This is a genomic window from Hymenobacter piscis (assembly GCF_018760735.1).
GTDB classification, from domain to species: Bacteria; Bacteroidota; Bacteroidia; order Cytophagales; family Hymenobacteraceae; genus Hymenobacter; species Hymenobacter piscis.
The window spans coordinates 20,766-44,603 of sequence record NZ_JAHHZN010000018.1 but is presented as its reverse complement, the minus strand read 5'-3'; the positions used below and the strand labels follow the sequence as shown (position 1 = coordinate 44,603).

The following is a 23,838-nucleotide window of genomic DNA, read 5'->3' as shown; positions in this document are numbered from 1 at the left end:
ACGCCGATAGTGTTAACTACTGAATCTATTTGCAAAGACCTGAAAAGTGGCTGCCGGTCCCGAAGCACCAGCAGCCACCACTTTCAAACCTTAGTCAAGCGTGATTTCCAGGGCCAGACCGCGCAACTCGTGGATGAGTACGTTGAACGACTCGGGGATATTCGGCTTGGGCAGCACGTCACCTTTTACAATGGCTTCGTACGCCTTGGCGCGACCTACCACATCATCCGACTTCACGGTCAGGATTTCCTGCAGCACGTTGGAAGCACCGAAGGCCTCCAGCGCCCACACTTCCATTTCGCCGAAGCGCTGACCACCGAACTGGGCCTTACCACCCAGCGGCTGCTGGGTAATGAGGGAGTACGGTCCGATAGAACGGGCGTGCATCTTGTCATCCACCAGGTGACCCAGCTTCAGCATGTAAATAACACCCACCGTTACCGGCTGGTCGAAGCGCTGACCCGTCAGGCCGTCGTGCAGGTAAGCACGGCCCCAGTCGGGCAGACCGGCTTCGGTCAGCTCCTTGGCGACTTCGTCCTCGGTTGCTCCGTCGAAAATCGGGGTGGCGTAGGTACGGCCCATTTTCAGACCGGCCCAGCCGAGTACGGTTTCGTAGATCTGACCGATGTTCATCCGGCTTGGTACCCCCAGCGGGTTGAGCACGATGTCCATCGGGGTGCCGTCGGGCAGGAAGGGCATGTCCTCATCGCGCACGATGCGGGCCACAACGCCTTTGTTACCGTGACGACCAGCCATCTTGTCACCCACCTTCAGCTTGCGCTTCTTGGCGATGTACACTTTGGCCAGCTGCACGATGCCGGCGGGCAGCTCGTCGCCAACCTCCAGCGTGAACCGGTCGCGCTTGAAGCGGGCCGTAATGGTATTGCGCTTCTTGGCGTAGTTCTTCACCAGGTCCAGCACCATGCCGTTCACGCGGGCGTCAGCAGTCCAGCCTTCCAGCACGAGGTCTTTGAACATATTCACCTCCTCGGGCACGGCGTAGTTGCTCTCGTCCTTGTAGGGGTTCTTCTCGGGGAAGAGGTTCTCGGCCACGTTCTTCTTGCCGAACTTCACCCCTTTCGTGATGATTTCGTCACCGAACTTGTGCTTCACGCCCTGGGAGGTTTTGCCTTCCAGCAGCTGGGTCAGCTTCTCCACCATTACGGCTTTGATACCGCGCAGCTCGCGGGCGTACGACTCCTTCAGCTCTTCTACTTCCTTCTTCGACTTGGCCCGCAGGTTTTTGTCTTTCTTTGGACGTGAGAACAGCTTGGTGCCGATAACGACCCCTTGCAGGGACGGTGGCGCCTTGAGGGAGGCGTCTTTCACGTCGCCGGCCTTGTCACCAAAGATGGCGCGGAGCAGCTTCTCTTCCGGAGTCGGGTCGGTTTCGCCCTTGGGCGTAATCTTGCCGATCAGGATGTCGCCTTCCTTCACCTCGGCGCCCAGACGGATAATTCCGTTGTCGTCGAGGTTGCGCACGGCTTCTTCGCTCACGTTCGGAATTTCCGAGGTCAGCTCTTCTTCGCCGCGCTTGGTTTCGCGCACTTCCAGCTCGAACTCCTCAATGTGAATCGAGGTGAAGATGTCGTCGCGCACTACTTTTTCGGAGATGACAATAGCATCCTCGAAGTTGTAACCCTGCCACGGCATGAACGCCACCTGCATGTTCCGGCCCAGGGCCAGCTCGCCTTTGTTGGTGCCGTAGCCTTCGCACAGTACCTGGCCCTTGCTCACCCGCTCACCCGTTTTCACGAGTGGCGTCAGGTTGATGCAGGTATCCTGGTTGGTGCGGCGGAACTTGATCAGGTCGTAGGAAATCTTTTCAGCGTCGAAGCTTACCAGGATTTCGTCCGGGGTCAGGTCGTACTTCACCACGATACGGTTGGCATCTACGTAGTCAATTACGCCGTCGCCTTCAGCTACCACGAGGGTGCGCGAGTCGGTAGCTACGCGGCCTTCGAGGCCGGTGCCCACGATGGGAGCCTCAGCCTTGAGCAGCGGAACTGCCTGGCGCTGCATGTTCGAACCCATCAGGGCCCGGTTGGCGTCGTCGTGCTCCAGGAACGGAATCAGCGAAGCAGCCACCGATACAATCTGGTTCGGGGCCACGTCCATGTAGCTATACTCCTCAGGGCCTACCACGGGGAAGTCACCTTCGAAGCGGCCTTTCACCAGCTCCTTGATGAAGTTACCATCCTCATCAATCAGGGCGTTGGCCTGGGCAATGTGGTGGGTATCCTCTTCCTCAGCAGTCAGGTATTTCACGTTCTCCGTCATGTCCACTTTGCCGTTCACGGCAGTGCGGTAGGGCGTTTCGATGAAGCCCATCGAGTTCACGCGGGCGTGCACGCACAGCGACGAAATTAGACCGATGTTCGGTCCTTCCGGCGTTTCGATGGTGCAAAGGCGGCCGTAGTGGGTGTAGTGAACGTCCCGTACTTCGAAACCAGCGCGCTCACGCGACAGACCTCCCGGCCCCAGTGCCGATACGCGACGCTTGTGCGTCACCTCGGCCAGCGGGTTGGTCTGATCCATAAACTGCGACAACTGGTTGGTGCCGAAGAACGAGTTAATCACGCTCGACAGGGTGCGGGCGTTAATCAGGTCCACCGGTTTGAAGTCCTCGTTGTCGCGCACGTTCATGCGCTCCTTAATGGTCCGGGCCATGCGGGCCAGACCTACGCCGAACTGCGAGTACAGCTGCTCACCCACGGTGCGCACGCGGCGGTTGCTCAAGTGGTCAATGTCATCGACAATGGCCTTCGAGTTGATCAGACCGATCAGGTATTTCACGATGAGAACGATGTCCTCGTTGGTCAGGACGCGGGCGTCCCAACCGGTGTCGATACCCAGTTTCTTATTGATACGGTAGCGGCCTACGTCCCCGAGGTCGTAGCGCTTATCCGAGAAAAACAGCTTTTGGATGATGTCGCGGGCCGTCTCTTCATCGGGAGCCTCCGTGTTGCGGAGCTGACGATAGATTTGCTCCACGGCTTCCTTCTCCGAGTTGGAGTTGTCCTTCTGCAGCGTGTTGTAAATGATTGCGTAGTCGGCAATATTCACGTTCTCGCGGTGCAGAATCACCGACTTGGCGCCGGCGTTAAGGATGATGTCGATATCCTCTTCCGCAATTTCCGAGTCGCGCTCCATGAGCACCTCGTTGCGGTCAATCGACACCACTTCGCCGGTGTCCTCATCCACGAAGTCCTCGGTCCAGGTGCGCAGCACCCGGGCAGCCAGCTTGCGGCCAACGGCTTTCTTGAGGTTCTTCTTGTCAGCCTTTACCTCTTCCGACAGCCCGAACAGGTCGAGGATGTCTTTGTCGGTGCCGTAGCCGATGGCGCGCAGCAGCGTCGTAACCGGGAATTTCTTCTTCCGGTCGATGTAGGCGTACATCACGTTGTTCACGTCCGTGGCGAATTCAATCCACGAGCCTTTGAACGGGATAATGCGGGCCGAGTACAGCTTGGTGCCGTTGGTGTGCTTGCTCTGGGCAAAGAACACGCCCGGCGAGCGGTGCAGCTGCGATACAATAACGCGCTCGGCGCCGTTGATAACGAACGAGCCTTTCTCGGTCATGTAGGGAATATTTCCCAGGAACACTTCCTGCTCAATCGTTTCGAAGTCCTCGTTATCCGAATCGTTGCAGACCAGCCGGAGCTTGGCCTTCAGCGGCACGGAATAGGTCAGGCCCCGGTCAATGCACTCGTCAACGGAGTACTTCGGCGGGTCAACATGGTAGTCCATGAAGGTTAGCACGAAGTTTTCGCGCGAGTCCGAAATCGGAAAATTCTCGGCAAATACTTTAAAAAGGCCTTCATCGGTCCGGTTCTCGGCAGCGGTTTCCAGCTGGAAGAAGTCCATGAACGAGCGAACCTGCACGTCCAGGAAGTCCGGGTACTCAATAACCTTTTTAATCTTGGCGAAGTTGATCCGCTCGTCAGCTGCCTGCAATTTTTGCAGGCCGGTCTGTGCTTTCGGTGTAGCCAATGTATGTGGGGTTAGGAAATGGATACTTGGAGAATCCAGGCCAGGCACGGTGCAAAGCGCGGTGCTTGGCAAATGATATCGGATTTTCTCGGACACGCCGAAGCGCAAAGCAATACTAGTAGCACTTTGCGCTGGCCCGTCCGTAGCCGCGAAAAGCCGCAAAGCGGCGCGTAAACGGACTTCCGAGTGAGTTGTTGCCTACAAACAGGAAAAGACCTGGCTTAGTTGCCAGGCCTCTCCTAATTTGCTGGTTGTTAGAGCAGGCAGCAGAAATTACTTAATCTCTACTTCAGCGCCGGCTTCTTCCAGTTGCTTCTTCAGGCCTTCAGCCTCGTCTTTGGCAACACCTTCTTTCAGGGCCTTAGGGGCACCGTCAACCAGTTCTTTGGCTTCTTTCAGGCCCAGACCGGTCAGGTCTTTCACCAGCTTCACAACAGCCAGTTTCTGGCCACCGGCAGCTTTCAGGATCACGTCGAACGAAGTCTTCTCTTCGGGAGCGTCAGCGGCGGCAGCGCCACCACCAGCCATCATTACGGGAGCAGCAGCAGCGGGCTCGATGCCGTACTCATCCTTCAGGATGGTAGCCAGTTCGTTTACTTCTTTTACCGTCAGGCTAACGAGCTGCTCGGCGAATGCTTTCAAATCTGCCATTTCTGTAGATTGTTAAAAAGGGGGGTTGTTGAAGGAAATTGAAGTTGAAAAAGATGAGCAGCGGTTAGCCTGCAACCTCTTCTTTTTCGGAAAGCGTTTTGAGGATGCCAGCCAGCTTGTTGCCGCCGCTCGACAGAGCAGAGATAACGTTCTTGGCGGGCGACTGGAGCAGACCGATGATTTCACCGATGAGTTCCGTCTTGCCTTTCAGCGTGCTGAGGGTGCTCAGTTGCTCGTGGCCCAGGTAGATGCTGGCATCTACGTAAGCACCTTTAAGAGCCGGACGTACTACGGCAGTTTTGCTGTAGTTCTGGGCTTTGTGGAACTCCTGGAGCAGTTTGGCCGGCGCGTTACCCGACTCTTTCGAGAACAGGATACCCGACTGGCCTTTCAGCGCTGCGTCCATCTCCGTGGTGTCCACTTCGAGGGTATCGAGGGCCTTACGGATGAACGTGTTCTTGTACACTTTGAACTCCAGGCCGCGGGTGAAGCACAGACGGCGGAATTCGTTGATTTTCGCCACCGACATTCCCGATGCATCGGCAATGTAGAACGCGTTGTGCGATTGGAACTTCTCGCTCAACTCGTCGACGAGGGCTTGTTTGTCTTCCCGGATCATATCGTCGTGTTGATTAAAATTAGGCGGAAGTTACCGTGGTGTCAACCGGAACGGCGGGCGACATCGTGCTCGAGAGCGTGATGCTCTTGATGTACGTGCCTTTGGCCGACGAAGGCTTCAGACGAATCAGGGTCTGAATTACTTCGATGGCGTTTTCAGCCAGTTTCTGGTCATCGAACGACACTTTGCCAACCGAGCAGTGAATGATACCGGTTTTGTCAACTTTGAAGTCGATTTTACCAGCCTTCACTTCCTGCACCGCTTTGGCAACGTCGGTCGTTACCGTACCCGACTTCGGGTTCGGCATCAGACCGCGGGGACCGAGCACACGGCCCAGACGACCCACTTTGGCCATTACCGCCGGCATGGTGATGATAACGTCGATGTCAGTCCAGCCTTTCTCGATCTTGGCGATGTAGTCGTCCAGCCCAACGTAATCGGCACCTGCTGCAGTAGCTTCGGCTTCTTTGTCGGGCGTCACGAGGGCCAGAACGCGAACGGTTTTGCCGGTGCCGTGGGGCAGCGTGGCTACGCCACGTACCATCTGGTCGGCTTTGCGGGGGTCAACGCCCAGACGAACGTCGATGTCGACCGAGGCGTCAAATTTCGTGTAGGTGATGTCCTTCACAACTTTGGCAGCCTCCACCAGATTCCGAACTTCGGTCAGGTCGTGCTTGGCAAGGGCTTCCTTGCGTTTTTTGCTAATTGCCATGTCTTCTCCGTTGTTAAATTATTCAGCAAAAGGAGAAGCGCCCGACACGGTGATGCCCATGCTGCGCGCCGTACCAGCCACCTGCTTCATGGCCGACTCCACCTTGAAGGCGTTGAGATCGGGCATTTTGGTTTCGGCAATGGTGCGAACCTGGTCCCATGATACCGACCCAACCTTGTTACGGTTTGGCTCTTTCGAGCCGCTCTGGAGCTTGGCAGCTTCCATGAGCAGAACCGGCACGGGGGGGGTCTTCACCACGAAGTCGAACGACTTGTCGGTGTACATGGTGATGAGTACAGGACAAACTTGGCCGGCCTTATCCTGGGTGCGAGCATTGAACTGCTTGCAGAATTCCATGATGTTAAGGCCTTTGCTACCAAGTGCAGGTCCAACCGGCGGCGCAGGGTTTGCGGCGCCTCCCTTTATCTGAAGCTTCAGATAACCTCTAATTTCCTTGGCCATTTGGTTTGTAAGGCTTCGGATTCAGCATCGTAACACGCTGCCTCCTCAGTTTTTTGATTGCTCCTGAAAGTGGAAGCACCACCGGTCCGGAGCGGATAACCGATGACGTTTTATGGCTGGTTTTTGGTTGGTCGTTGTTAGTTTTTGGTCCGGTTAGAACAGCCCAAAAACCAACAACGATCAACTATAAACCATTATACTTCTTTCTCAACCTGGGTGTAGCTGAGCTCCATGGGAGTGCTACGGCCGAAGATTTTCACAATCACGTTCAGCTTCTTGCGCTCCTCGAATACTTCGGACACCGTGCCCGACATCCCCGCGAAACCGCCATCCACGATTTTCACCAATTCCCCAACCACAAACGGGGTTTCCAGCGTGGCCGTCTGCTCTTCGGCTTCGTCCACAATCCCGAGGATGCGGTTGACTTCCGAAATGTGCAGGGGCACCGGTTTAGTGTTCTGGTTGGCCGCCTTGCCTTCTTTATCGGAGAGGAAGCCAATGATACCAGGCGTGCTGGTGATGATGTGGTCTACCTCGCCGTGGGTCAGGTCGGCGTGAATGATGATGTAGCCGGGGTACAGGTTCCGCTCACGCACGCGCTTCTTGCCGTTGCGCATCTCGAACACCTTCTCCACCGGAATCAGTACCTGCGGAACCAGATCCGACAGCCCGTGGCGGCCGATTTCGGTTTCCAGGTAGGTTTTGGCTTTTTTCTCCTGTCCGCTAACCGAGCGGACTACGTACCATTTCAATTCGCCCATTGTCGTCGTGTCTGCTGCCGATTAAAGGAACGAATTATAGAAGGCTTCCAGGCCCTCCTTAAAAATCACATCCATCACCCCTACCACTACCGCAAACAGTAACGAACCCAGCAGCACCAGACCAGCGCTCTTCTGTAGTTCTTCCAGCGAAGGCCACGTCACTTTGTAGCGCATCTCTTCGGAAGTCTCCTGGATGTACTTGCTCAGCTTGCTCATGATAGTGGCACCGATTAGGTGTTTAAAGAGACGGCTGCCGAAGCAGCCGTCAGTCTAGGTGGCACGGGCGGAGAGATTCGAACTCCCATCAAAGGTTTTGGAGACCTCTATTCTACCCTTGAACTACGCCCGTGGATGCGTCCCCGTCAGCCAAGGTGCTGGATTGGGACTGCAAATGTATGGAACTCTTTAAACAAAACAAATCCGCTCCCGAAATTTTCGGGAGCGGATTCGCTTATTTAGTCAATTTTCCAAGGAAAACTACTCGGTGATTTCGGTTACCTGACCGGCACCTACCGTCCGACCACCCTCACGGATAGCAAAACGCAGGCCTTTCTCCATAGCTACCGAGTTGATCAGCTCAACCGTGATAGTTACGTTGTCGCCGGGCATTACCATTTCTACACCCTCGGCCAGCGTGATGATGCCGGTTACGTCGGTGGTGCGGAAATAGAACTGAGGACGGTAGTTGTTGAAGAACGGCGTGTGACGGCCACCTTCCTCTTTCGACAGCACGTACACCTCAGCCTTGAACTTGGTGTGAGGCTTCACCGAACCGGGCTTGCAGATAACCATACCACGACGGATGGCTTCTTTTTCAATACCACGGAGCAGCAGACCTACGTTGTCACCAGCTTCGCCACGGTCGAGGATCTTGCGGAACATCTCTACCCCGGTTACGGTCGACTTCAGACCTTCGGCACCCATGCCGAGGATGTCAACCTGCTCACCCGAGTTGATGATACCACGCTCGATACGGCCGGTAGCTACAGTTCCACGGCCGGTGATAGAGAACACGTCCTCTACGGGCATCAGGAAGGGCAGGTCGGTCAGACGAGCAGGAATTGGAATGAAGGAGTCAACAGCGTCCATCAGCTCCTCGATCTTGGGAACCCAGTTGGCATCGCCATTCAGGCCACCCAGAGCCGAGCCCTGAATTACGGGGATGTTGTCGCCGTCGAAGTCGTAGAACGAGAGCAGCTCACGGATTTCCATTTCCACCAGCTCGAGGAGCTCGGGGTCATCCACCATGTCTACTTTGTTCATGAACACCACCAGCTGGGGAACACCTACCTGGCGAGCGAGCAGGATGTGCTCACGCGTCTGGGGCATTGGGCCGTCGGTAGCAGCTACCACGAGGATAGCACCGTCCATCTGGGCAGCACCCGTTACCATGTTCTTCACGTAGTCAGCGTGACCGGGGCAGTCAACGTGAGCATAGTGACGGTTGGCGGTAGCGTACTCTACGTGCGACGTGTTGATCGTGATACCACGCTCTTTTTCTTCGGGAGCATTGTCGATCGAAGAGAAGTCGCGCTTGGCAGCCAGACCCTTGTTCGCCAGAACCATGGTGATGGCGGCAGTGAGGGTAGTCTTGCCGTGGTCCACGTGACCAATCGTGCCGATGTTTACGTGCGGCTTGGACCGGTCAAAATTTTCTTTAGCCATTGTAAAGAGATTAAGAGGAATTTTGAGGTGAAGAGGGGGAAACGCGACTTGACTATACAGTAAGAAAGCGAAACGCAGCTCCGTTTAGTAGGGGACTGCACGTCGCTTTTCCTGGCTGACAGTTCCGAACGGTGCAGTCGCGCTGCCCCGTTGGTACTCGTAATTCTGAGCCATTTATGGGATTTGAACCCATGACCTCTTCCTTACCAAGGAAGTGCTCTACCACTGAGCTAAAACGGCTTATAGTTAATTTCAGCAAAGATACGACAGGTGAAGAACAATTACCAGCCCCGTAACGGAGCAGTTGCTACCTGCCCATTACTGAGCATCGAGCGGGAGACGAGGTTCGAACCCGCGACCTGCAGCTTGGAAGGCTGCCGCTCTACCAGCTGAGCTACTCCCGCGTGTGAGGTAAAGTAAGAGATTCTGAAAGTTGAGAAGTTATTTCCCTGACCCAACGATCAAGTAGTCTGGCTTCTCAACTTTCAAAATCTTCCAACTTAAAAAACCGTGGGGGGAGAAGGATTCGAACCTTCGAAAGCTTACGCTAACAGAGTTACAGTCTGTCCCATTTGGCCGCTCTGGAACCCCCCCGGCTTGTATTTGCGAGGCCGCTTGCCTCGCCGTTCCGCCCCTTACACGCTTGGCCGAGGCCGTTGTTGTGTGGATTGGAGCTGCAAAATTAGAGGGTTTCTGATGTAAGTCAAGCCCTGCGGCAAAAAGCTTTTTTCTGACCGACTGTTTTTTTCGCTGGTTGCGGCAGGGGTCTCCAGGTAATTGACTGACTACCTAGCACAAGCACTCAGCAGGCAGAAGCCGGGCGCCCGAAAAAAAAATTTATTTTTTTTTCACTGGAGCAGGGCGTACATCGCTTTCAGGTCGTTATCCTTCTCCTTGTTGCGGATGTCCTGCAGGGTAGTTTTCAGGGACGGCATACTCGTCACCAACTCCCGCATGCCTTTGTAAGCCCCTAGGCGCACGTGAATCTGGGGGTGGGTCCGGGCCAGGGTTTCGAGGCGCTGAATGCCCTTTTCCCGCTCGATAGGCGGAATGCGGTTCATGAGCAACCCAAAGTTTTCCAGCAGTACATACAGCACCTCCGGCGGGGCGTCCTGGCTACGCTGCAGAAACCACGGGTAATCGTCGAGCGTCCCATTGATGCCGTAGTAATTCGACAGAGCCGTGAGCAGGCCGGGATTACGCGTTTTCTGAAGTGCGGCAATCTGGCTGCGGGTCGAGGTGGTGGGAGCCTTGGCCAATGCTTCCACGGCTGCTCCTACCACAACGTAAGAGCTATCCTGGAGTGCCAGATTGTAGACTTCACTAAAATCCTCGTTGGGGAAGGAAGAAAGCACGCTGATGGCCGTAGCGCGCACGGCGCCTCGTTTCTCGTTGAGGGCCACCCGCTGCAAATCCTTTCGTACGGCGCTGCCCTCGGCTCCCCGATACCGCCGCAAACCTTCCAAGGCAGCTTTACGCGTACCCCAGAACGGGTCATTGAGGGCCGTGCGGAAAGACGCACTCACCAGCAAGTCGCCCGATTTAGAGCGCAGCCCCTGAATGGCCTGGTACTTTTGCAGGTAACCCGAAGCATGATTCAACTGGTAGAGTAATTCTTCCTGCGACTGCACCTCGTCAATATCCGCCAGCAGCACCCCAGGATTGTCGAATTTAACCAACGCTGGCTTGGCGCTGGCGGGTAGACGAAAGGTCTGGTCGGCTTTGGTGACGAGGATGCGGTGCTCGGTAGATTGGTTGTTGCTACTCCAGGTGGCCACGCTCACCGGCAGCCGGTATACCGGCTGGTACAAGGTGTCCTGCACCTGCTGTACCCGTACCAACACCTGGTTGTTCTCATAACTGTGGGTAACGCGCAGTTGCGGGTGGCCGCGCTGCAAAAACCACTGGTCGAAAAACCACATCAGGTCCTCGCCCGTGGTTTCTTCAAAGGCGATGCGCAGCTTGGCAATTTCAACTGCCGAAAACTTGTGCTGGGTCAGGTAGCGGTTGAGGGAAGCGAAGAAGGCCTCGTCGCCGACGTAATTACGCAGCATGTGCAGCACCCGCCCCCCCTTGTCGTAGGAGTGGCGGTCAAACATGTCTTCCCGGTCGGCATAACGGTACCGAATGAGGGGCTCACGCTTGGTCTGGGCCTCGTCGAGGTAGTTGCGCAGCTTCGTTTGCTGCACGAGGGCGGCGGCATCGGGGCCATACTTGTGCTCAGCCCAGAGCAGCTCCGAATAATCGGCGAACGACTCGTTCAGGGGCAGATTGGCCCAGGATTCCGTCGTCACGTAGTCGCCGAACCACTGGTGGAACACCTCATGGGCGATAACCGATTCGGACGCGTCGTAGGCTACATCGGCCAGCTCGCGGGGAGTAAACTGCACCAGTTGCTGCTGAAACGTGGAGGCAGAGGTATTTTCCATCGCTCCCGACACGAAATCGTGAACGGCCACCTGGGCGTATTTCTCCCAAGGATATTCCACCCCGAGCTTGCGGGAAAAGAATTCCAGCATTTCGGGCGTGTTACCGAATACCTGCTTGGCTGTATACTGGTAGGCAGGGTCGACGTAGTAGTCAACTGGCTTGCCCCGCCATGTATCCGTCACTACGGCAAATTCCCCTACGGCCAACATGGCCAAGTACGGCGCGTGGGCCTGGCTCTGCTTCCAGGTATCGGTGCGGGTACCATCGGGGTTGCGGCGCGAGGACACCAGCAGCCCGTTCGACAGCGTTTTCTGCCCCGCTTCCACCGTCAGGCTGATTTCCTGGGTCATGCGCTGGTTGGGCCGGTCAATGGTCGGAAACCAGCAGGAGCTACCCTCGGTCTCGCCCTGGGTCCAGACTTGGCGGGGCTTGCCCTTCTCATTGCCCAGCGGATTGATAAAGTACAGCCCTTTGGCCTCGGTGATGGCGTCGCTCCCCCCTTTGGGCAGTTCGTTGGGCTTGGCCACGTACTGAATCCGCAGCTGATATTGCTCGGTGCGCTGGTAGCTGCGGTCGAGGGTAATAGTCAGCTTCTTCTTATCGTAGCTGAATTTCAGGTCCCGGCCCTTTTTGCCGCCACTGAGCATTTCCACGCTCCTGACGTCAAAGCCTTTGGCATCGAGCACAAGCTGGTTCTGCGGGTAGAAATGCGGCCGCAGGGTGAGGGTGGCCACCCCCAGCAGCCATTGCCGGGGCCAGTCGAAGCGCACGTCCAGCTTGGTATCCACCAGGTCGTGGAGGAGAGTAGCGGAGGGCTGGAGCGGATTGGTGGCGGGGAGCCAGTTGGGCACGGGCGCCGCCGACGCCGGTGCCAAGTCGGCCGGGACCGACTCGGGGGCCTTTTTGCGCGCCGGGTGGTTGGCCGCGGGTACCCCACGGGTGGATTTAACTACCTGAGCGGATGCCGGAAACTGACTGAGCAGCACCAGCGTAAGGGCACCGAGAACCGGGTATTTCATGCCGAGTAGTACAAGGATATTGGAGGGTCAAGTTCCGAATTTATTTCAGAATTGGCCTATCTTTAAGCCCTTTTCCGCCCCACCCCTGCCCTTCTGCCCATGCTCCAGGTCCGTACTGCCGCCGCTCCCGAACACGTCTGGGAGGTTGACTATCACCCCAACGGCGTGACTACCCTTAACGGCCAGCCCTTCGAGTGGGATCTGGCGGCCCTGGGCAACAACCGCTACCACCTGCTCTACCAGGGCCGCTCTTACTCGGCGCAGTTGCTGGAGGCCGATTACACCGCCAAAACCATGGTGCTTCAGCTCAACGGACAGCGCCTGGAACTCCAGGCCAAGGACCGTTTCGACCTGCTACTCGACAAGCTGGGCATGAGCGCAGCGGTCAGCACCAAGGTTAACGAACTCAAAGCCCCTATGCCGGGCCTGATTGTGGATATCCGGGTGGCGGTGGGCCAGACGGTGCAGAAGGGCGACCCGCTGCTGGTGCTCGAAGCCATGAAAATGGAGAACATCCTCAAAGCGCCCGGCGAAGGCACGGTAGCCGCCATCAAGGTGGCCCTGCGCGACAACGTCACCAAAGGACAGGTGCTGATTCAGTTCAGCTAGTCCTTTTTTGTTTGCCCGGGCCGTAACGGGCACCCGGCGGTTTGGCCCCCGGGACCCGCTTACGGCCTTCCTACGTACCAACGCGTTCCACGCTTAACCCTCTCGTTTTGAAATACAACCGAATTCTGCTGAAACTGAGCGGCGAGGCCCTGATGGGCCAGCAACAGTATGGCATTGATGCCTCGCGCCTCATGCAGTACGCCGAAGAAATCAAAGTAGCGGCCGCCACCGGAACGCAGGTGGCCGTGGTAATCGGGGGAGGTAACATCTACCGCGGCGTACAGGCCGAAGCCTTCGGCCTCGACCGCGTGCAGGGCGACTACATGGGCATGCTGGCCACCGTTATCAACTCCATGGCCCTGCAGAGCGCCCTGGAGAAGCTGGGCGTAAAAACCCGCCTGCTCTCGGGCCTCACCATTCAGCAGGTCTGCGAGCCTTATATCCGTCGCCGGGCCATGCGCCACCTCGAAAAAGGCCGCGTGGTTATCTTCGGGGCCGGAATTGGCTCGCCTTACTTCACCACCGACTCCGCCGCCTCCCTGCGCGCCATAGAGATTGAAGCCGACGTGGTGCTGAAGGGCACCCGCGTAGACGGCATTTACACCGCCGACCCCGAGAAAGACCCGGAAGCCGTGCGCTTCTCCAACATTACCTTCGACGAGGTGATGGCCAAAAACCTCAACGTGATGGACATGACGGCCTTCACCCTGTGCAAGGAGAATAACCTGCCCATCATCGTGTTCGATATGAACACGGATGGCAACCTCCAGCGCCTGCTCAGCGGGGAAAGCATCGGTACGCTGGTGAGCATGCACCCCACCGATGATGCCGCTACGGCTTCCCCCAGCCTGCAGCCCGCCACGGGCAGTGCCCGCTAGCCGGGGCCGGTTCCTACAACACCAAAACCTTTAGTTTTCAACACGTAACCTTTCAGAAGTGGACGAAGAAATCAAGTTTTACCTGGACGAGGCCGAGGAGTCGATGGGCAAAGCCCTCGACCACACGCAAGTGGAATTTGCGCGCATCCGCGCCGGCAAAGCCTCCCCGGCCATGCTCGACTCCCTGCGGGTGGACTACTACGGCACCCCCACGCCCATCGGAAACGTGGCCAACGTTGCTGCTCCCGATGCCCGTACGCTGTTCATTAAGCCCTGGGAAAAGAACATGATCAGCGAGATTGCCAAGGCCATTAAAAACAGTGACCTAGGCCTCAACCCCCAGTCGGATGCGGAAGGGGTACGCCTGAACATTCCGCCCATGACGGAGGAGCGTCGGCGTGATCTGGTGAAACAGGCCAAGGCAGAATCCGAGAACGGCAAAGTGCGCATCCGAGGCATCCGCAAGGATGTGAACGAGTCGTTGCGCAAGCTCCAGAAGGAAGGGGCCTCCGAGGATGCCGTGAAGGACGCAGAGGCCAAGGTGCAGAAGTTCACCGACACCTACATCAGCAAGGTAGACGAGCTGCTCGGCAAGAAGGAATCCGAAATCATGACTATCTGATTTTTCAGCCCCGAATACCACGCGAAAAGAGGTGCGATGCTCCCGCTGGCGACCCGGTCTTACCGGTCACCAGCGGGAGCATCGCACCTCTTCTCATTTGCTGTTCTGCTGCTAAAAAATCAGCGGTAATAGCCTTGATCCCGGATTCGGTCCTCCACGGCTTCGGGCACCAAGTAGCGGATGGAGCGGCCCTGGTGCAGACACTGCCGCAGAAAAGTAGCCGAAATATCCAGCAGTGGCGCCTCCACTACCCGCACGGCCGGCGGCAATGGCGCGGGCAGCTCATAGCCCGGGCGAGGGTATACGTACACTTCAAATTCAGCCAGAATGCGGTTCGCCGCTTTCCAACCCGACAGTCCCGGCAGGTTATCGCCGCCCATCAGGAGTACGAACTGGTACGCCGGATACCGGGCCCGCAGCAGTTCCAGGGTATCGATGGTGTAGCTGGGCTGGGGCAGGGAAAACTCCACGTCGAGGGCCCGCAGCCGGTCATTGCCGGCAATGGCACGCTGCACCAGATCCAGGCGCAGTTGTTCGGCCAGCAGCTTCTGCCCCACTTTAAACGGACTTTGGGGCGAAACCACTAGCCAGACTTCCGCCAGATCAGTATGGGTGGCCATGAAATTGGCCAGAATCAGGTGGCCGGTATGCACCGGATTGAAGGAACCAAAAAGCAGCCCCACTTTCCGGCCGGAACGGACGGAAGCAGGGCTGCTCATAGAATACCGGATTCTGGTCTGATGAACGCTCGAACCAGCTTTTCAGCTTCGTCCAGAGCCCGTTCAAGGTCATCGTTCACGATAACCACATCGAAGCGGTCTTCGAAGGTAAGCTCGAAATTGGCCTTGTAAATCCGGGCTGAGATGCTGGCCTCCGAGTCGGTGGCGCGCTTACGCAGACGCTGTTCCAGCACTTCCAGCGACGGAGGCTTCACGAACACGGCCAGAGCCCGGTCCTTGTAAAACTCCTTGATGCTGAGGCCACCCTTCACATCCACATCCAGCACGGCATGGTGCTCACTGTCCCAGATGCGTTCTACCTCCGACTTGAGCGTACCGTAGAATGCCCCCTCATACACTTCCTCCCATTCCACGAATTCGTCGTGGCGGATTTTCTCCTGAAACTCCTGTACGGAGATGAAGTAGTAGTCCTTGCCGTTGGCCTCGGTACGGCCGCGTTTGTCACGCGTACAGGCTGAAATAGAGAAGCTTAGCTCCGGAATCCGTTCCAGCAACCGATGAACAATGGTGGTTTTACCTGCTCCAGAAGGAGCGGAAAAGGCGATGATTTTACCCTGCATGGGGCAAAATTAGGCCATTTCTGCCTGAAGTTTCGCAAGAATCGTGTGGGAAAGCTTCGCCGGGGCTCCTTTGCGGCCTACATGCTGGGCCAGAAAGTCGATGAAGATGTTCTGCTTTTCAATGCTGTCGAAGCAGGGAGAACAATCTTCGGCATGATTCATGAAGTAATCTTCATCCTCTGCCGTGGGGTCCTGCCCCACAATAATTTGGTCAAGAATCGTATTCACGCGTTCACAGTCGGGCCCGTTGAGAGGGGCTTCGCTCTGGTTAGTTGGTGTAGTAGAAGTACGTTCCATAGCGGGTGCTTGGCGTTGAGAGGAGTAATTGCAGGCTGCAGTTAGGTGAGGTCTTCGTCTTCGTCGGGCCCGGCACCGTTGGCACCGTACCCCATTGACTTGGCGTACTTTTCCAGTTTCTCTTTTAGGAAATTACGTGCCCGGTGCAAGCGGGAGCGCACCGTTCCGATGGGGATGTCCAGCACCTTGGCCATCTCCTCGTAGGTGAACCCTTCCAGGTCACAGAGGATAATAACCGTGCGGAAATCCACGGGCAGCGAATTCAGGGCTCGCGCTACTTCATCACCGATGAGGTCACGTACGGCCTGTTGCCGCATGTCGGAAGAGGTAGTACCCGCATCGCTGTCAGCTTCTACTTCCTCCGAGTTGTAGTATCCTTCGATTTCGCTGTAGTCAACCTTGGCGGGCTGCTTACTTTTCTTGCGGAAATCGTTGATGAACGAATTTTTCAGGATGCGAAACAGCCACGCTTTGGCGTTTGTTCCTTGTTCGAAGTACTCAAAGAAGCGATATGCTTTCAGATAAGTTTCCTGCACCAAGTCATTTGCATCATCTTCATCGAGAGTGAGGCGGAAGGCAAAGTTGTACAGGGGGTCGAGCACGGGCATTAACTCGGCCTGAAAGCGCCGGTCTTTTTCCTCTTTGCTCAGTTTGGGCACCCGCTCGGGAGAATCGCTCATGAACGCTGTAAATTGCGGCTGAATATTAAAAAAATACCGCTGTTAGACAAATGTACTGCTTATACCGCACCGGGAAAAGAAGGTTTTCCGGGCTCGTGGCGGCCGCTCCGTCGCAGCCGCGGGGAAGCTATCCGGGAACATGAACAGGATGTAGTCCATTTGAGGCTCCGGCAGCGAATCCACGAACACAGGGAGAGCGTGTATTAGCAGGAATTGATATACGTACGGGTTCTGTTGCTGGCTGGGTTGTACCAATAAGCCAGTGATGCTGACCGCCACGCATCCAACCGTTTCATCCCCCTCTCCTGCCAGCGGATGGCGGCATTGAACCATGCCTCAGTTGGCCGGCACCAGCACCCGGTCTTACAGCAATGGGTGCAAACGCCCCGTAACCCTCCTGCTTCTGCCGCCCAGTCCGGCAGGGGCCTGAAGAACAGCCGGAATAAGAACCAAGATCGGAAGGAAGGGGCGCAGCAGGCAACGTTGTTTATCGGGCCAGCAGCGGCAAGGGGCGCCACTGCTGCACCCGACTCAGCACCTGGAGCGGCGCCAAAGCCTTGATGCAGGTGCAGGCCGCTGGCTGTTGGCGGCAGTCCTGGCAGTCGGGCCGGTCGAACACCACGTACTCGGCGCGCGGCCCCAGCGGTGCCCAGCGGCCGGGGTGCATGGGACGGATGGGGGGATAAAGCCCCAGCGCGTGCCGGCCCAGCGCCGCCGCCAGGTGGAGCGGGCCAGTGCTACCCGCTACCAGCCCATCGGCGGCCGCAATAAAGGCCAGGAACTCCGGCAGGGTTAACTGCCCGGTAAGGTCGGCAGCCAGATAAGGCCGGTGCTCCTGCAGCCATTCGCGTAGCTCTTCGCCTTCGGCAGCAGTACCGGTGATGAAAACGCGGTGCCCGGCCTGGTGCAGCAGCCGGGCCAGCTCCCCGAAATGCGGTAATCCCCACTCGCGGGCACTGCCGCGGCTGCGTGGGTGCAGAATGATGTTGAGCTGACCGGGTTGACGGGCCACCAGCAGCTCCTGCAGAGCCGGCCGCAACGCTACAACGGGCCGCAGCCGCACTAATTGTGCTACTTCGGGCAGCCTGAGTGCATCGGCGGGCCCCAATCCCTGCAGCAGCTGCAGGTTCAGTTGGGCTTCGTGCAGCGGCGAGTGACGGCGGCTGAGAGCCACCAGCTGGTTGCAGGTAAGCCAGTGAAACCAGCGGCTGCGGGTGCCTACGCGGTGCCGGATGCCGGCTTGGCGGGCCAGCCGGGCCACCGTTTTGTGGGGGAAGACGTGCAGGATGGTGTCGGCGGCGGTGGCGCGCAGGGCAGCTAGCTGGCCGGCGGCGGGCAGCGGCAGCAACTCATCAAGGTTGAGGAAGCCGTCGAGCCAGGGGCAGGCGTCGGCAACGGCCTGAGTGTAGGTGCGGCCCAGCAACAGCACCCGGCAGCCCGGATACAGCTGTTTCAGGCGGCCCGCCACCGGCAGCGTAAGTACCACGTCGCCGATGGCATCGGTCCGGCTGATCAGAAAGGTGCGACTCATGCGGCGGCTTTGGTTTTCAGCTTGGCAAACTTCAGAAATACGCCCCAGGCCGAAATGACGGCAATGCTCAGGCCGGCAAACCCGTCGAGGAAGCCCAGCCGGAAAAAATAGCCGTGCACAAACTTCCACCAGGGCTTGAGCAGCAAATGAAACAGCGTAACGCGGCGGCGGCCGCGCAGCCACAGCTCGTCGGCGGCAATGCTGGTGAAGCGGTTGAGCTGCTGCACATGCTGCTCCACCGACGTGTAGGAGTAGTGCAGGGCGTCGCCCTGCAGAGTGGAAACCAGCTGTCCGGGTTGCATTTCGTACCGCTCGTGCAGCAACAACCCTTCCCAGCGGCCCAGGCGCCGGTCGTAGAGGCGCAATTTGCGGTCGGGATACCAGCCGCCGTGACGCACCCAGCTGCCGCAGTAGTTGGTGAGGCGGGCCAGGGTGTAGCCCCCACCCTGCCAGCTGGCGGTGGCCTGCCGGATGCTCTGGCGCAGTTCTTCGGTCAGCACTTCGTCGGCGTCGAGCTGCAGCACGTAGTCGTGGCGGGCCTGGGCGGTGGCGTAGTTTTTCTGCTGCACGTAGCCCTCGAAGGCATGCTGCACCACACGGGCGCCCAGCTGCCGGCAGATGGCCACGGTGCGGTCGGTGGAGAAGCTGTCCACCACCACTACATCGTCGGAGAGGCCTCGCACGGCCTCCAGGCAGCGGCCGATGTTAACTTCTTCGTTGAAGGTGATGATGACGATGGAGAGTGGAACGGCTGGCATAGGCCGGCAAATATCGGGGTTTTGCCGGGGAGGCCGCGGCCGTGGGTTACCTGGCGGTGGGCAGCCGCATGAAGAATATCGTTTCACCTATTTCTCTAACCCGTTATGCGTCCAGTTTTGCTATTGTTTCTGCTGGTGGCTCTGCTGACCGGCTGCGAGGCTCCTACCACGGAGTTTGATGCTTTCCCATTGCCGCGCGCCGTGAACATGGCCCGCGTGCTGGGCCCGGCGCCGGTGTTGCTGGGCGAGCAGGACACCCTGGCGCTGCGCCTGCGGTTTGATCCTGCCACCGGCTTCACCACCTTTTCCTTGGCCGGCGACTCAGTCCAAGAAGAGTGGTTCACAGCCCGGGCGTTTCGGTTTCGGGGGCTGTATTATCTGGTAGAGGAACGGCCGGACTCCGGCTGCTGGGTGCATGCCGTGCGCATCCGGCGCGGCCGGGTGCAGGGGCTGGGCAGCGGCTATGCGCAGATGCTGGCCGTGAGTAACGGCACCCGACAGGGGCGCTGGCCTGCATTGGTGCGGTTCCGCGCCCTGAGCGGCGACAGTCTGCGCCTGCGCTTCGACCGGCAGCAGCTCCGGGCCTTTTATGCCGCCGAAGTCGACAGCTTCAGCGTGTACCGATTGGCTTCCGTACCGCAGGTCAGGACAGCAGCCAGGCCAGCCGCGGCGGCCGCGGCTCCTATGCCATGGCCGAAACTCTATCCCAACCCCGCCCAGACCACGGCCACCGTAGATTTTGGGGCGGCAGGCGCCCGGCAGGTGGCGCTCTGCAACGAGCTGGGCCAGCGGCTGCAGTCGTACCCGGTGGCCGCTGCGCAGCTTATCGTCCCGGTAGCCGACCTGCCCGATGGCGCCTACCTGCTGCGCGTGCAGGCTCCCAGCGCAGCCAGGCCCACCACGCTGCGCCTACAGGTAGCGCACTAGCTGGTGCGCTATCAACCTCGCCCCCAAGGCTGCGTATAGCCGCCCAGCCATTCAGTCCTTTTTCTTATGAGCGAAGTACCACAGCAGATTGCCCTTGTTACGGGTGCCACATCGGGCATCGGTGAAGTTACCGCCCGCGAGCTGGTCCTGCAAGGCTACCACGTAGTGCTGCTGGCCCGCAACGCTGAGAAGGCCTCCCGCACCCGCCAGCAGCTACAACAGACTGCCCAGCCCGGCACCCGCGTCGATGTACTGCTCTGCGACCTGTCGGACCTGAGCCAGGTGCGCCGGGCGGCCGAGGAGTTTAACCAGCGCTACGCCCGGCTGGACGTGCTGGTGAACAACGCCGGACTGGTATTCGGGGCCGAGCGAGAAACCTCCGTCAACGGCCACGAAATGACGCTGGCCACCAACCACCTCGGGCCGTTTCTGCTTACCAGCCTGCTCCTGCCGAAGCTGCGCCAAAGCGCGGCTGCCCGCATCGTCAACGTGGCCTCCATGGCCCACAAGTTCGCCAAGCCCGACCTGGCCGACCTCAACGCTATCCGCAGCTACTCGCCCATGCGGGCCTACGCCAATTCCAAGCTGTTCAACATCCTGTTCACGCAGGAGCTAGCCCGGCAGCTGCGCCAGCGCGGCATCTCTAACATCACTACCAACAGCCTGCACCCGGGCGTGGTGGCCAGCAACTTCGGCAGCAACTCCACGTGGCTCACGCGGGCTTTCTACAAAGCGGCCGCGCCCTTCATGACTTCTTCCGAAGACGGCGCCCAAACCAGCATCTACCTCGCCACCTCGCCCGAAGTAGCCAGCATCAGCGGCGGCTACTTCGCCAAGAAGAAGCCCGAGCCAGTGAAGTCAGACTTCAATACAGTTGCTAATGTGCAGCAGCTCTGGCAACAGTCGGAGCAGCTGGTAGGGCAGCCGTTTTTCGCGGAATAGCACCCGTTCTCGTAAACACGCAAACGGCCAGCTCCTGAGGAGTTGGCCGTTTTTGTTGAGCGTGGTGGCAGGCGCTAGCCGGCAACTAACGCCGAGCGTGGGCGGACAGCATTTTCTTGCTAATTTGACGCCATCTTATATCCTGCTTTACGCTATGCCTGCGCTACTCTGGACTGGTCTGAACATTTTACTGCTACTGCTGATTGCGTATGCCTGGTTTCGGGTGTTCAAGGTGCTGCGCCGGCAAATCGGCCTAGGATTGACGGTGCTGTTTATGCTCAGTCTGACGCTCAGAGGCAGCAGCTCCACGTCGAACACCAAAGCCAGGAATCTGCTGGAAAACGGACGTTTGGAGCATCCGATAGGCAACTGGGGCAGTAGCGCCAGTGTTGCGCTCAGCCCCAACAACAAGCTGCACCTGCGGTTTGAGGGTGTCCGCACAGATTCCACCTTACGGATTCAGGGAATGTACAGCGGCGTTTCGGGCTTGGTGCTGGGCCACGAATGGAAGCCGCTGGCCGGTATGGCGCATGCCAAGAAGCAGGGCGTTTCCTACGAGGTATTCTTAAGCCACGAATGGAAGCTACTAGGCATTGGCTTGTATATAAGCAGCGAAGAATACACGGGTATGGCGCCCGTTGTCAAATAACCCACTACTCTTGAAAACAACAAAAACCCCGCCCGGCGCAATGCCGAGCGGGGTTTTTCTATTCGGGAGGCCGGAGCCGCTTAGTAGCGGTACAGGTCCGACTTGAACGGGCCTTCTACGGGCACCTTGATGTAGTCGGCCTGCTTGGGCGTCAGCTCGTCCAGCTCCACGCCGATTTTGGCGAGGTGCAGACGGGCCACCTTCTCATCGAGGTGCTTGGGCAGGGTGTACACCTGGTTTTCGTACTGGTCGGCGTTCTGCCACAGCTCCAGCTGGGCCAGCGTCTGGTTGGTGAACGAGTTCGACATGACGAACGAAGGGTGGCCGGTGGCGCAGCCCAGGTTCACGAGGCGGCCTTCGGCGAGAATGATTACCTCTTTGCCTTCGATATTGTAGATGTCAACCTGCGGCTTCACCGTGTCTTTGGTGTGGCCGTAGTTTTTGTTCAGCCAGGCCATGTCGATTTCGTCGTCGAAGTGGCCGATGTTGCAGACAATGGCTTTGTCGCGCAGGGCGCGGAAATGCTCCTCACGGATAATGTCGCAGTTGCCGGTGGTGGTGATGACGATGTCGGCGCGCGGAATGGCGTTTTCCATCTTTTTCACCTCGAAACCGTCCATGGCCGCCTGCAGGGCGCAGATCGGGTCGATTTCGGTGACGATAACGCGGGCACCGGCACCAGCCAGCGAGGCAGCCGTGCCTTTTCCTACGTCGCCGTAACCGGCTACTACGGCTACTTTACCAGCCATCATCGTGTCAGTGGCGCGGCGGATAGCATCCACAGCCGACTCTTTGCAGCCGTATTTGTTGTCGAATTTCGACTTCGTTACCGAGTCGTTTACGTTGAAGGCGGGCAGCGGCAGGGTGCCGGCTTTCACCCGCTCCAGCAGGCGCAGCACACCCGTGGTGGTTTCTTCGGAAATACCTTTGATGCCAGCGGCCAGCTCAGGATACTGGTCCAGCACCATGTTGGTCAGGTCGCCACCGTCGTCGAGGATCATGTTCAGGGGCTGACGGTCTTCGCCGAAGAACAGCGTCTGCTCGATGCACCAGTTGAACTCCTCCTCGTTGAGGCCTTTCCAGGCGTAAACCGGCGTGCCAGCCGCCGCAATGGCAGCCGCCGCGTGGTCCTGCGTGGAGAAGATGTTGCACGACGACCACGTTACCTCGGCACCCAGGGCCTGCAGCGTCTCGATGAGCACAGCCGTCTGGATGGTCATGTGCAGGCAGCCAGCAATACGCGCACCTTTCAGCGGCTGGCTGGTGCCATATTCCTCGCGCAGGGCCATCAGACCCGGCATTTCAGCCTCGGCCAGACGGATTTCCTTGCGGCCCCACTCGGCGAGGCTCATGTCTTTCACTTTGTACGGAACGTAGGCCGTGGTCTTGGTATCCACCATGGTAAATCAGATTTTTCTTTACTAAACCGCAAAGATATTCAATTTGTTACGCTAAATCCAGCCTTGGCCATCAGGCACTTACACCAGGAAGCCCGCTCCGGATCTGCGGGGCGGGCTTCTCAGGGGCTTCCGGCCGGCGGGCGGCCCGCTTACTTGTTCTGAATGATAACGGCCTTGGGCTGCTGGTCGGCCGGCACGGTGGCGCCGGCAATGCCGCGTACTACAATAGTGTAGATTTTGCCGGCCTCAAAGGTTTTGGTGCCCGTACCGGAACCCGACCCGTCGCCTACCGCCAGCACCTGCGTCCGGACGGGGCTACCAGCCGTGATGACCAAATTAGCAGCTCCGGCGTTGACCGCAAAGAACTCGGAGGCATTGCCAAAAGCTACGTCCGGCGTGATGTCGCTACCGGCAGTGCCGGGTATAACGGACGGCACCGTCAGGCGCACCGGGCTCGGTACGCCAACGGCCAGGTGCACAATCCGCACCTTGGCCTGGTTAGCAGCCGGGGCCGTCAGATCATCGGTAAACTGTTTGAGGGCCACGCTGCCGAACGACGCGCTGGGCGAGTAGGCAAATACGGAGTAGTTTTTATCCTTTTCGATGCGGAAACTGGTTTTGGCGGCTCCCTGCCCGCTGCTCGCTACGTTCACCCGGACGGTGGCCGTATCGGCGTTGGTAGTGAGGTAGCCCGTGCTGTTGCCGTAGTTCAGCGAGCCTACTTCACCGCCCTTGATCAGGGCTTTCACGGGTACCGCCGAAGCGGCAGCGGCGTGGGAGAACAACACCTGTCCTCTATCAGGAGCCGGCGTATCGTCGTCGTTGGAGCAAGCCGAAAAAGCCAGCACGGCGGGCAAGGTAAGCAGCAGCGCAGTCGGGCGGAAGATGGAAGTCAGCGTTTTCATAGGGCAGGGTTAGGGTGAATTGACTGCC

The 23,838-nt window shown here is 58.3% G+C and carries 23 protein-coding genes and 4 tRNA genes; 6 read left to right on the top strand and 21 right to left on the bottom strand.

The features are described 5' to 3' along the window. Positions 1 to 90: 90 nt before the first annotated feature. From rpoB to KLP40_RS16360, 13 genes are all read right to left on the bottom strand, one after another. Positions 91 to 3,966, bottom strand: coding sequence for a DNA-directed RNA polymerase subunit beta (rpoB, locus tag KLP40_RS16420; protein ID WP_215594958.1), 3,876 nt, complete (start codon positions 3,964 to 3,966; stop codon positions 91 to 93). A gap of 300 nt (positions 3,967 to 4,266) precedes the next feature. Beyond that, on the bottom strand, positions 4,267 to 4,644 hold the full coding sequence (gene rplL, locus KLP40_RS16415) for a 50S ribosomal protein L7/L12 (protein WP_215594924.1): 378 nt from the start codon (positions 4,642 to 4,644) through the stop codon (positions 4,267 to 4,269). 64 nt (positions 4,645 to 4,708) lie between these two features. Further along, complete coding sequence (gene rplJ / locus KLP40_RS16410; protein WP_215594923.1) at positions 4,709 to 5,263, bottom strand: 50S ribosomal protein L10; 555 nt, start codon at positions 5,261 to 5,263, stop codon at positions 4,709 to 4,711. Positions 5,264 to 5,282: 19 nt separating this feature from the next. Next, positions 5,283 to 5,975: a 50S ribosomal protein L1 gene (rplA, locus tag KLP40_RS16405; protein ID WP_215594922.1), complete on the bottom strand. Its 693-nt coding sequence runs from the start codon at positions 5,973 to 5,975 to the stop codon at positions 5,283 to 5,285. An 18-nt stretch (positions 5,976 to 5,993) separates the two neighbouring features. Continuing rightward, positions 5,994 to 6,437, bottom strand: coding sequence for a 50S ribosomal protein L11 (gene rplK / locus KLP40_RS16400; protein ID WP_119653842.1), 444 nt, complete (start codon positions 6,435 to 6,437; stop codon positions 5,994 to 5,996). Positions 6,438 to 6,631: 194 nt separating this feature from the next. After that, the gene (gene nusG / locus KLP40_RS16395) at positions 6,632 to 7,198 is read right to left on the bottom strand and encodes a transcription termination/antitermination protein NusG (protein ID WP_215594921.1); all 567 of its coding nucleotides are present in this window, start codon (positions 7,196 to 7,198) and stop codon (positions 6,632 to 6,634) included. 21 nt (positions 7,199 to 7,219) lie between these two features. Then, on the bottom strand, positions 7,220 to 7,414 hold the full coding sequence (gene secE, locus KLP40_RS16390; RefSeq protein WP_215594920.1) for a preprotein translocase subunit SecE: 195 nt from the start codon (positions 7,412 to 7,414) through the stop codon (positions 7,220 to 7,222). A gap of 59 nt (positions 7,415 to 7,473) precedes the next feature. Beyond that, positions 7,474 to 7,547: transfer RNA gene (locus KLP40_RS16385), tRNA-Trp, on the bottom strand. A 128-nt stretch (positions 7,548 to 7,675) separates the two neighbouring features. Next, positions 7,676 to 8,863 (bottom strand): elongation factor Tu, encoded by a 1,188-nt coding sequence (gene tuf / locus KLP40_RS16380; RefSeq protein WP_215594919.1) that lies wholly within the window; start codon positions 8,861 to 8,863, stop codon positions 7,676 to 7,678. Positions 8,864 to 9,031: 168 nt separating this feature from the next. After that, a tRNA-Thr gene (locus tag KLP40_RS16375) sits at positions 9,032 to 9,103 on the bottom strand. A 91-nt stretch (positions 9,104 to 9,194) separates the two neighbouring features. Beyond that, positions 9,195 to 9,267 (bottom strand) — tRNA-Gly (locus KLP40_RS16370). Between the two features lie 107 nt (positions 9,268 to 9,374). After that, positions 9,375 to 9,457: transfer RNA gene (locus KLP40_RS16365), tRNA-Tyr, on the bottom strand. A 254-nt stretch (positions 9,458 to 9,711) separates the two neighbouring features. Further along, positions 9,712 to 12,312: a M1 family metallopeptidase gene (locus tag KLP40_RS16360; RefSeq protein WP_215594918.1), complete on the bottom strand. Its 2,601-nt coding sequence runs from the start codon at positions 12,310 to 12,312 to the stop codon at positions 9,712 to 9,714. Positions 12,313 to 12,411: 99 nt separating this feature from the next. On the opposite strand from KLP40_RS16360, the gene KLP40_RS16355 reads away from it, so the two are divergent. From KLP40_RS16355 to frr, 3 genes are all read left to right on the top strand, one after another. Then, complete coding sequence (locus KLP40_RS16355; protein WP_215594917.1) at positions 12,412 to 12,921, top strand: biotin/lipoyl-containing protein; 510 nt, start codon at positions 12,412 to 12,414, stop codon at positions 12,919 to 12,921. A gap of 107 nt (positions 12,922 to 13,028) precedes the next feature. Beyond that, a complete protein-coding gene (gene pyrH, locus KLP40_RS16350) occupies positions 13,029 to 13,799 on the top strand; it encodes a UMP kinase (RefSeq protein WP_215594916.1) in 771 nt (256 codons plus the stop codon). A 58-nt stretch (positions 13,800 to 13,857) separates the two neighbouring features. Continuing rightward, positions 13,858 to 14,421 carry a ribosome recycling factor gene (gene frr / locus KLP40_RS16345; protein ID WP_215594915.1) on the top strand — a complete coding sequence of 188 codons (564 nt, stop codon included), beginning with the start codon at positions 13,858 to 13,860 and terminating at the stop codon, positions 14,419 to 14,421. Between the two features lie 119 nt (positions 14,422 to 14,540). On the opposite strand, the gene nadD is transcribed toward frr, so the two are convergent. From nadD to KLP40_RS16315, 6 genes are all read right to left on the bottom strand, one after another. After that, positions 14,541 to 15,140, bottom strand: a complete 600-nt coding sequence (gene nadD / locus KLP40_RS16340) for a nicotinate (nicotinamide) nucleotide adenylyltransferase (protein ID WP_215594914.1) — start codon at positions 15,138 to 15,140, stop codon at positions 14,541 to 14,543. Then, the gene (gmk, locus tag KLP40_RS16335; protein WP_215594913.1) at positions 15,137 to 15,721 is read right to left on the bottom strand and encodes a guanylate kinase; all 585 of its coding nucleotides are present in this window, start codon (positions 15,719 to 15,721) and stop codon (positions 15,137 to 15,139) included. Before gmk ends, nadD begins: the two co-directional genes overlap by 4 nt. Before the next feature lie 9 nt (positions 15,722 to 15,730). Further along, entirely contained in the window at positions 15,731 to 16,018 is a 288-nt protein-coding gene (locus tag KLP40_RS16330) for a hypothetical protein (protein ID WP_215594912.1), read from the bottom strand. Positions 16,019 to 16,059: 41 nt separating this feature from the next. Then, complete coding sequence (locus KLP40_RS16325) at positions 16,060 to 16,698, bottom strand: sigma-70 family RNA polymerase sigma factor (RefSeq protein WP_215594911.1); 639 nt, start codon at positions 16,696 to 16,698, stop codon at positions 16,060 to 16,062. Between the two features lie 487 nt (positions 16,699 to 17,185). Then, positions 17,186 to 18,229: a glycosyltransferase family 9 protein gene (locus KLP40_RS16320; RefSeq protein WP_215594910.1), complete on the bottom strand. Its 1,044-nt coding sequence runs from the start codon at positions 18,227 to 18,229 to the stop codon at positions 17,186 to 17,188. Continuing rightward, positions 18,226 to 18,987: a glycosyltransferase family 2 protein gene (locus KLP40_RS16315; protein WP_215594909.1), complete on the bottom strand. Its 762-nt coding sequence runs from the start codon at positions 18,985 to 18,987 to the stop codon at positions 18,226 to 18,228. Before KLP40_RS16315 ends, KLP40_RS16320 begins: the two co-directional genes overlap by 4 nt. A gap of 105 nt (positions 18,988 to 19,092) precedes the next feature. Here KLP40_RS16315 and KLP40_RS16310 point away from each other — a divergent pair, with 105 nt between their 5' ends. From KLP40_RS16310 to KLP40_RS16300, 3 genes are all read left to right on the top strand, one after another. Further along, positions 19,093 to 19,914 carry a T9SS type A sorting domain-containing protein gene (locus tag KLP40_RS16310; protein ID WP_215594908.1) on the top strand — a complete coding sequence of 274 codons (822 nt, stop codon included), beginning with the start codon at positions 19,093 to 19,095 and terminating at the stop codon, positions 19,912 to 19,914. 66 nt (positions 19,915 to 19,980) lie between these two features. Further along, positions 19,981 to 20,856: an SDR family oxidoreductase gene (locus KLP40_RS16305; protein ID WP_215594907.1), complete on the top strand. Its 876-nt coding sequence runs from the start codon at positions 19,981 to 19,983 to the stop codon at positions 20,854 to 20,856. Positions 20,857 to 21,010: 154 nt separating this feature from the next. Beyond that, positions 21,011 to 21,505, top strand: coding sequence for a hypothetical protein (locus KLP40_RS16300; RefSeq protein WP_215594906.1), 495 nt, complete (start codon positions 21,011 to 21,013; stop codon positions 21,503 to 21,505). Positions 21,506 to 21,585: 80 nt separating this feature from the next. Here the strand turns inward: KLP40_RS16300 and ahcY are convergent, their stop codons facing one another. Together ahcY and KLP40_RS16290 are read right to left on the bottom strand one after the other, a co-directional pair. After that, positions 21,586 to 22,905, bottom strand: a complete 1,320-nt coding sequence (ahcY, locus tag KLP40_RS16295) for an adenosylhomocysteinase (protein ID WP_215594905.1) — start codon at positions 22,903 to 22,905, stop codon at positions 21,586 to 21,588. Between the two features lie 149 nt (positions 22,906 to 23,054). Beyond that, positions 23,055 to 23,810, bottom strand: coding sequence for a DUF4397 domain-containing protein (locus KLP40_RS16290; protein ID WP_215594904.1), 756 nt, complete (start codon positions 23,808 to 23,810; stop codon positions 23,055 to 23,057). Positions 23,811 to 23,838: the final 28 nt, after the last annotated feature.

Coding starts and splice junctions, on each gene's coding strand:
- tuf (WP_215594919.1), bottom strand. CDS start 8,863: ATGGCTAAAGAAAATTTTGACCGGTCCAAGCCGCACGTAAACATCGGC.
- gmk (WP_215594913.1), bottom strand. CDS start 15,721: ATGCAGGGTAAAATCATCGCCTTTTCCGCTCCTTCTGGAGCAGGTAAA.
- secE (WP_215594920.1), bottom strand. CDS start 7,414: ATGAGCAAGCTGAGCAAGTACATCCAGGAGACTTCCGAAGAGATGCGC.
- ahcY (WP_215594905.1), bottom strand. CDS start 22,905: ATGGTGGATACCAAGACCACGGCCTACGTTCCGTACAAAGTGAAAGAC.
- KLP40_RS16310 (WP_215594908.1), top strand. CDS start 19,093: ATGCGTCCAGTTTTGCTATTGTTTCTGCTGGTGGCTCTGCTGACCGGC.
- nusG (WP_215594921.1), bottom strand. CDS start 7,198: ATGGGCGAATTGAAATGGTACGTAGTCCGCTCGGTTAGCGGACAGGAG.
- KLP40_RS16330 (WP_215594912.1), bottom strand. CDS start 16,018: ATGGAACGTACTTCTACTACACCAACTAACCAGAGCGAAGCCCCTCTC.
- KLP40_RS16320 (WP_215594910.1), bottom strand. CDS start 18,229: ATGAGTCGCACCTTTCTGATCAGCCGGACCGATGCCATCGGCGACGTG.
- KLP40_RS16305 (WP_215594907.1), top strand. CDS start 19,981: ATGAGCGAAGTACCACAGCAGATTGCCCTTGTTACGGGTGCCACATCG.
- KLP40_RS16300 (WP_215594906.1), top strand. CDS start 21,011: ATGCCTGCGCTACTCTGGACTGGTCTGAACATTTTACTGCTACTGCTG.
- rplK (WP_119653842.1), bottom strand. CDS start 6,437: ATGGCCAAGGAAATTAGAGGTTATCTGAAGCTTCAGATAAAGGGAGGC.
- KLP40_RS16355 (WP_215594917.1), top strand. CDS start 12,412: ATGCTCCAGGTCCGTACTGCCGCCGCTCCCGAACACGTCTGGGAGGTT.
- rplL (WP_215594924.1), bottom strand. CDS start 4,644: ATGGCAGATTTGAAAGCATTCGCCGAGCAGCTCGTTAGCCTGACGGTA.
- nadD (WP_215594914.1), bottom strand. CDS start 15,140: ATGAGCAGCCCTGCTTCCGTCCGTTCCGGCCGGAAAGTGGGGCTGCTT.
- KLP40_RS16315 (WP_215594909.1), bottom strand. CDS start 18,987: ATGCCAGCCGTTCCACTCTCCATCGTCATCATCACCTTCAACGAAGAA.
- rplJ (WP_215594923.1), bottom strand. CDS start 5,263: ATGATCCGGGAAGACAAACAAGCCCTCGTCGACGAGTTGAGCGAGAAG.
- KLP40_RS16325 (WP_215594911.1), bottom strand. CDS start 16,698: ATGAGCGATTCTCCCGAGCGGGTGCCCAAACTGAGCAAAGAGGAAAAA.
- KLP40_RS16290 (WP_215594904.1), bottom strand. CDS start 23,810: ATGAAAACGCTGACTTCCATCTTCCGCCCGACTGCGCTGCTGCTTACC.
- KLP40_RS16360 (WP_215594918.1), bottom strand. CDS start 12,312: ATGAAATACCCGGTTCTCGGTGCCCTTACGCTGGTGCTGCTCAGTCAG.
- rplA (WP_215594922.1), bottom strand. CDS start 5,975: ATGGCAATTAGCAAAAAACGCAAGGAAGCCCTTGCCAAGCACGACCTG.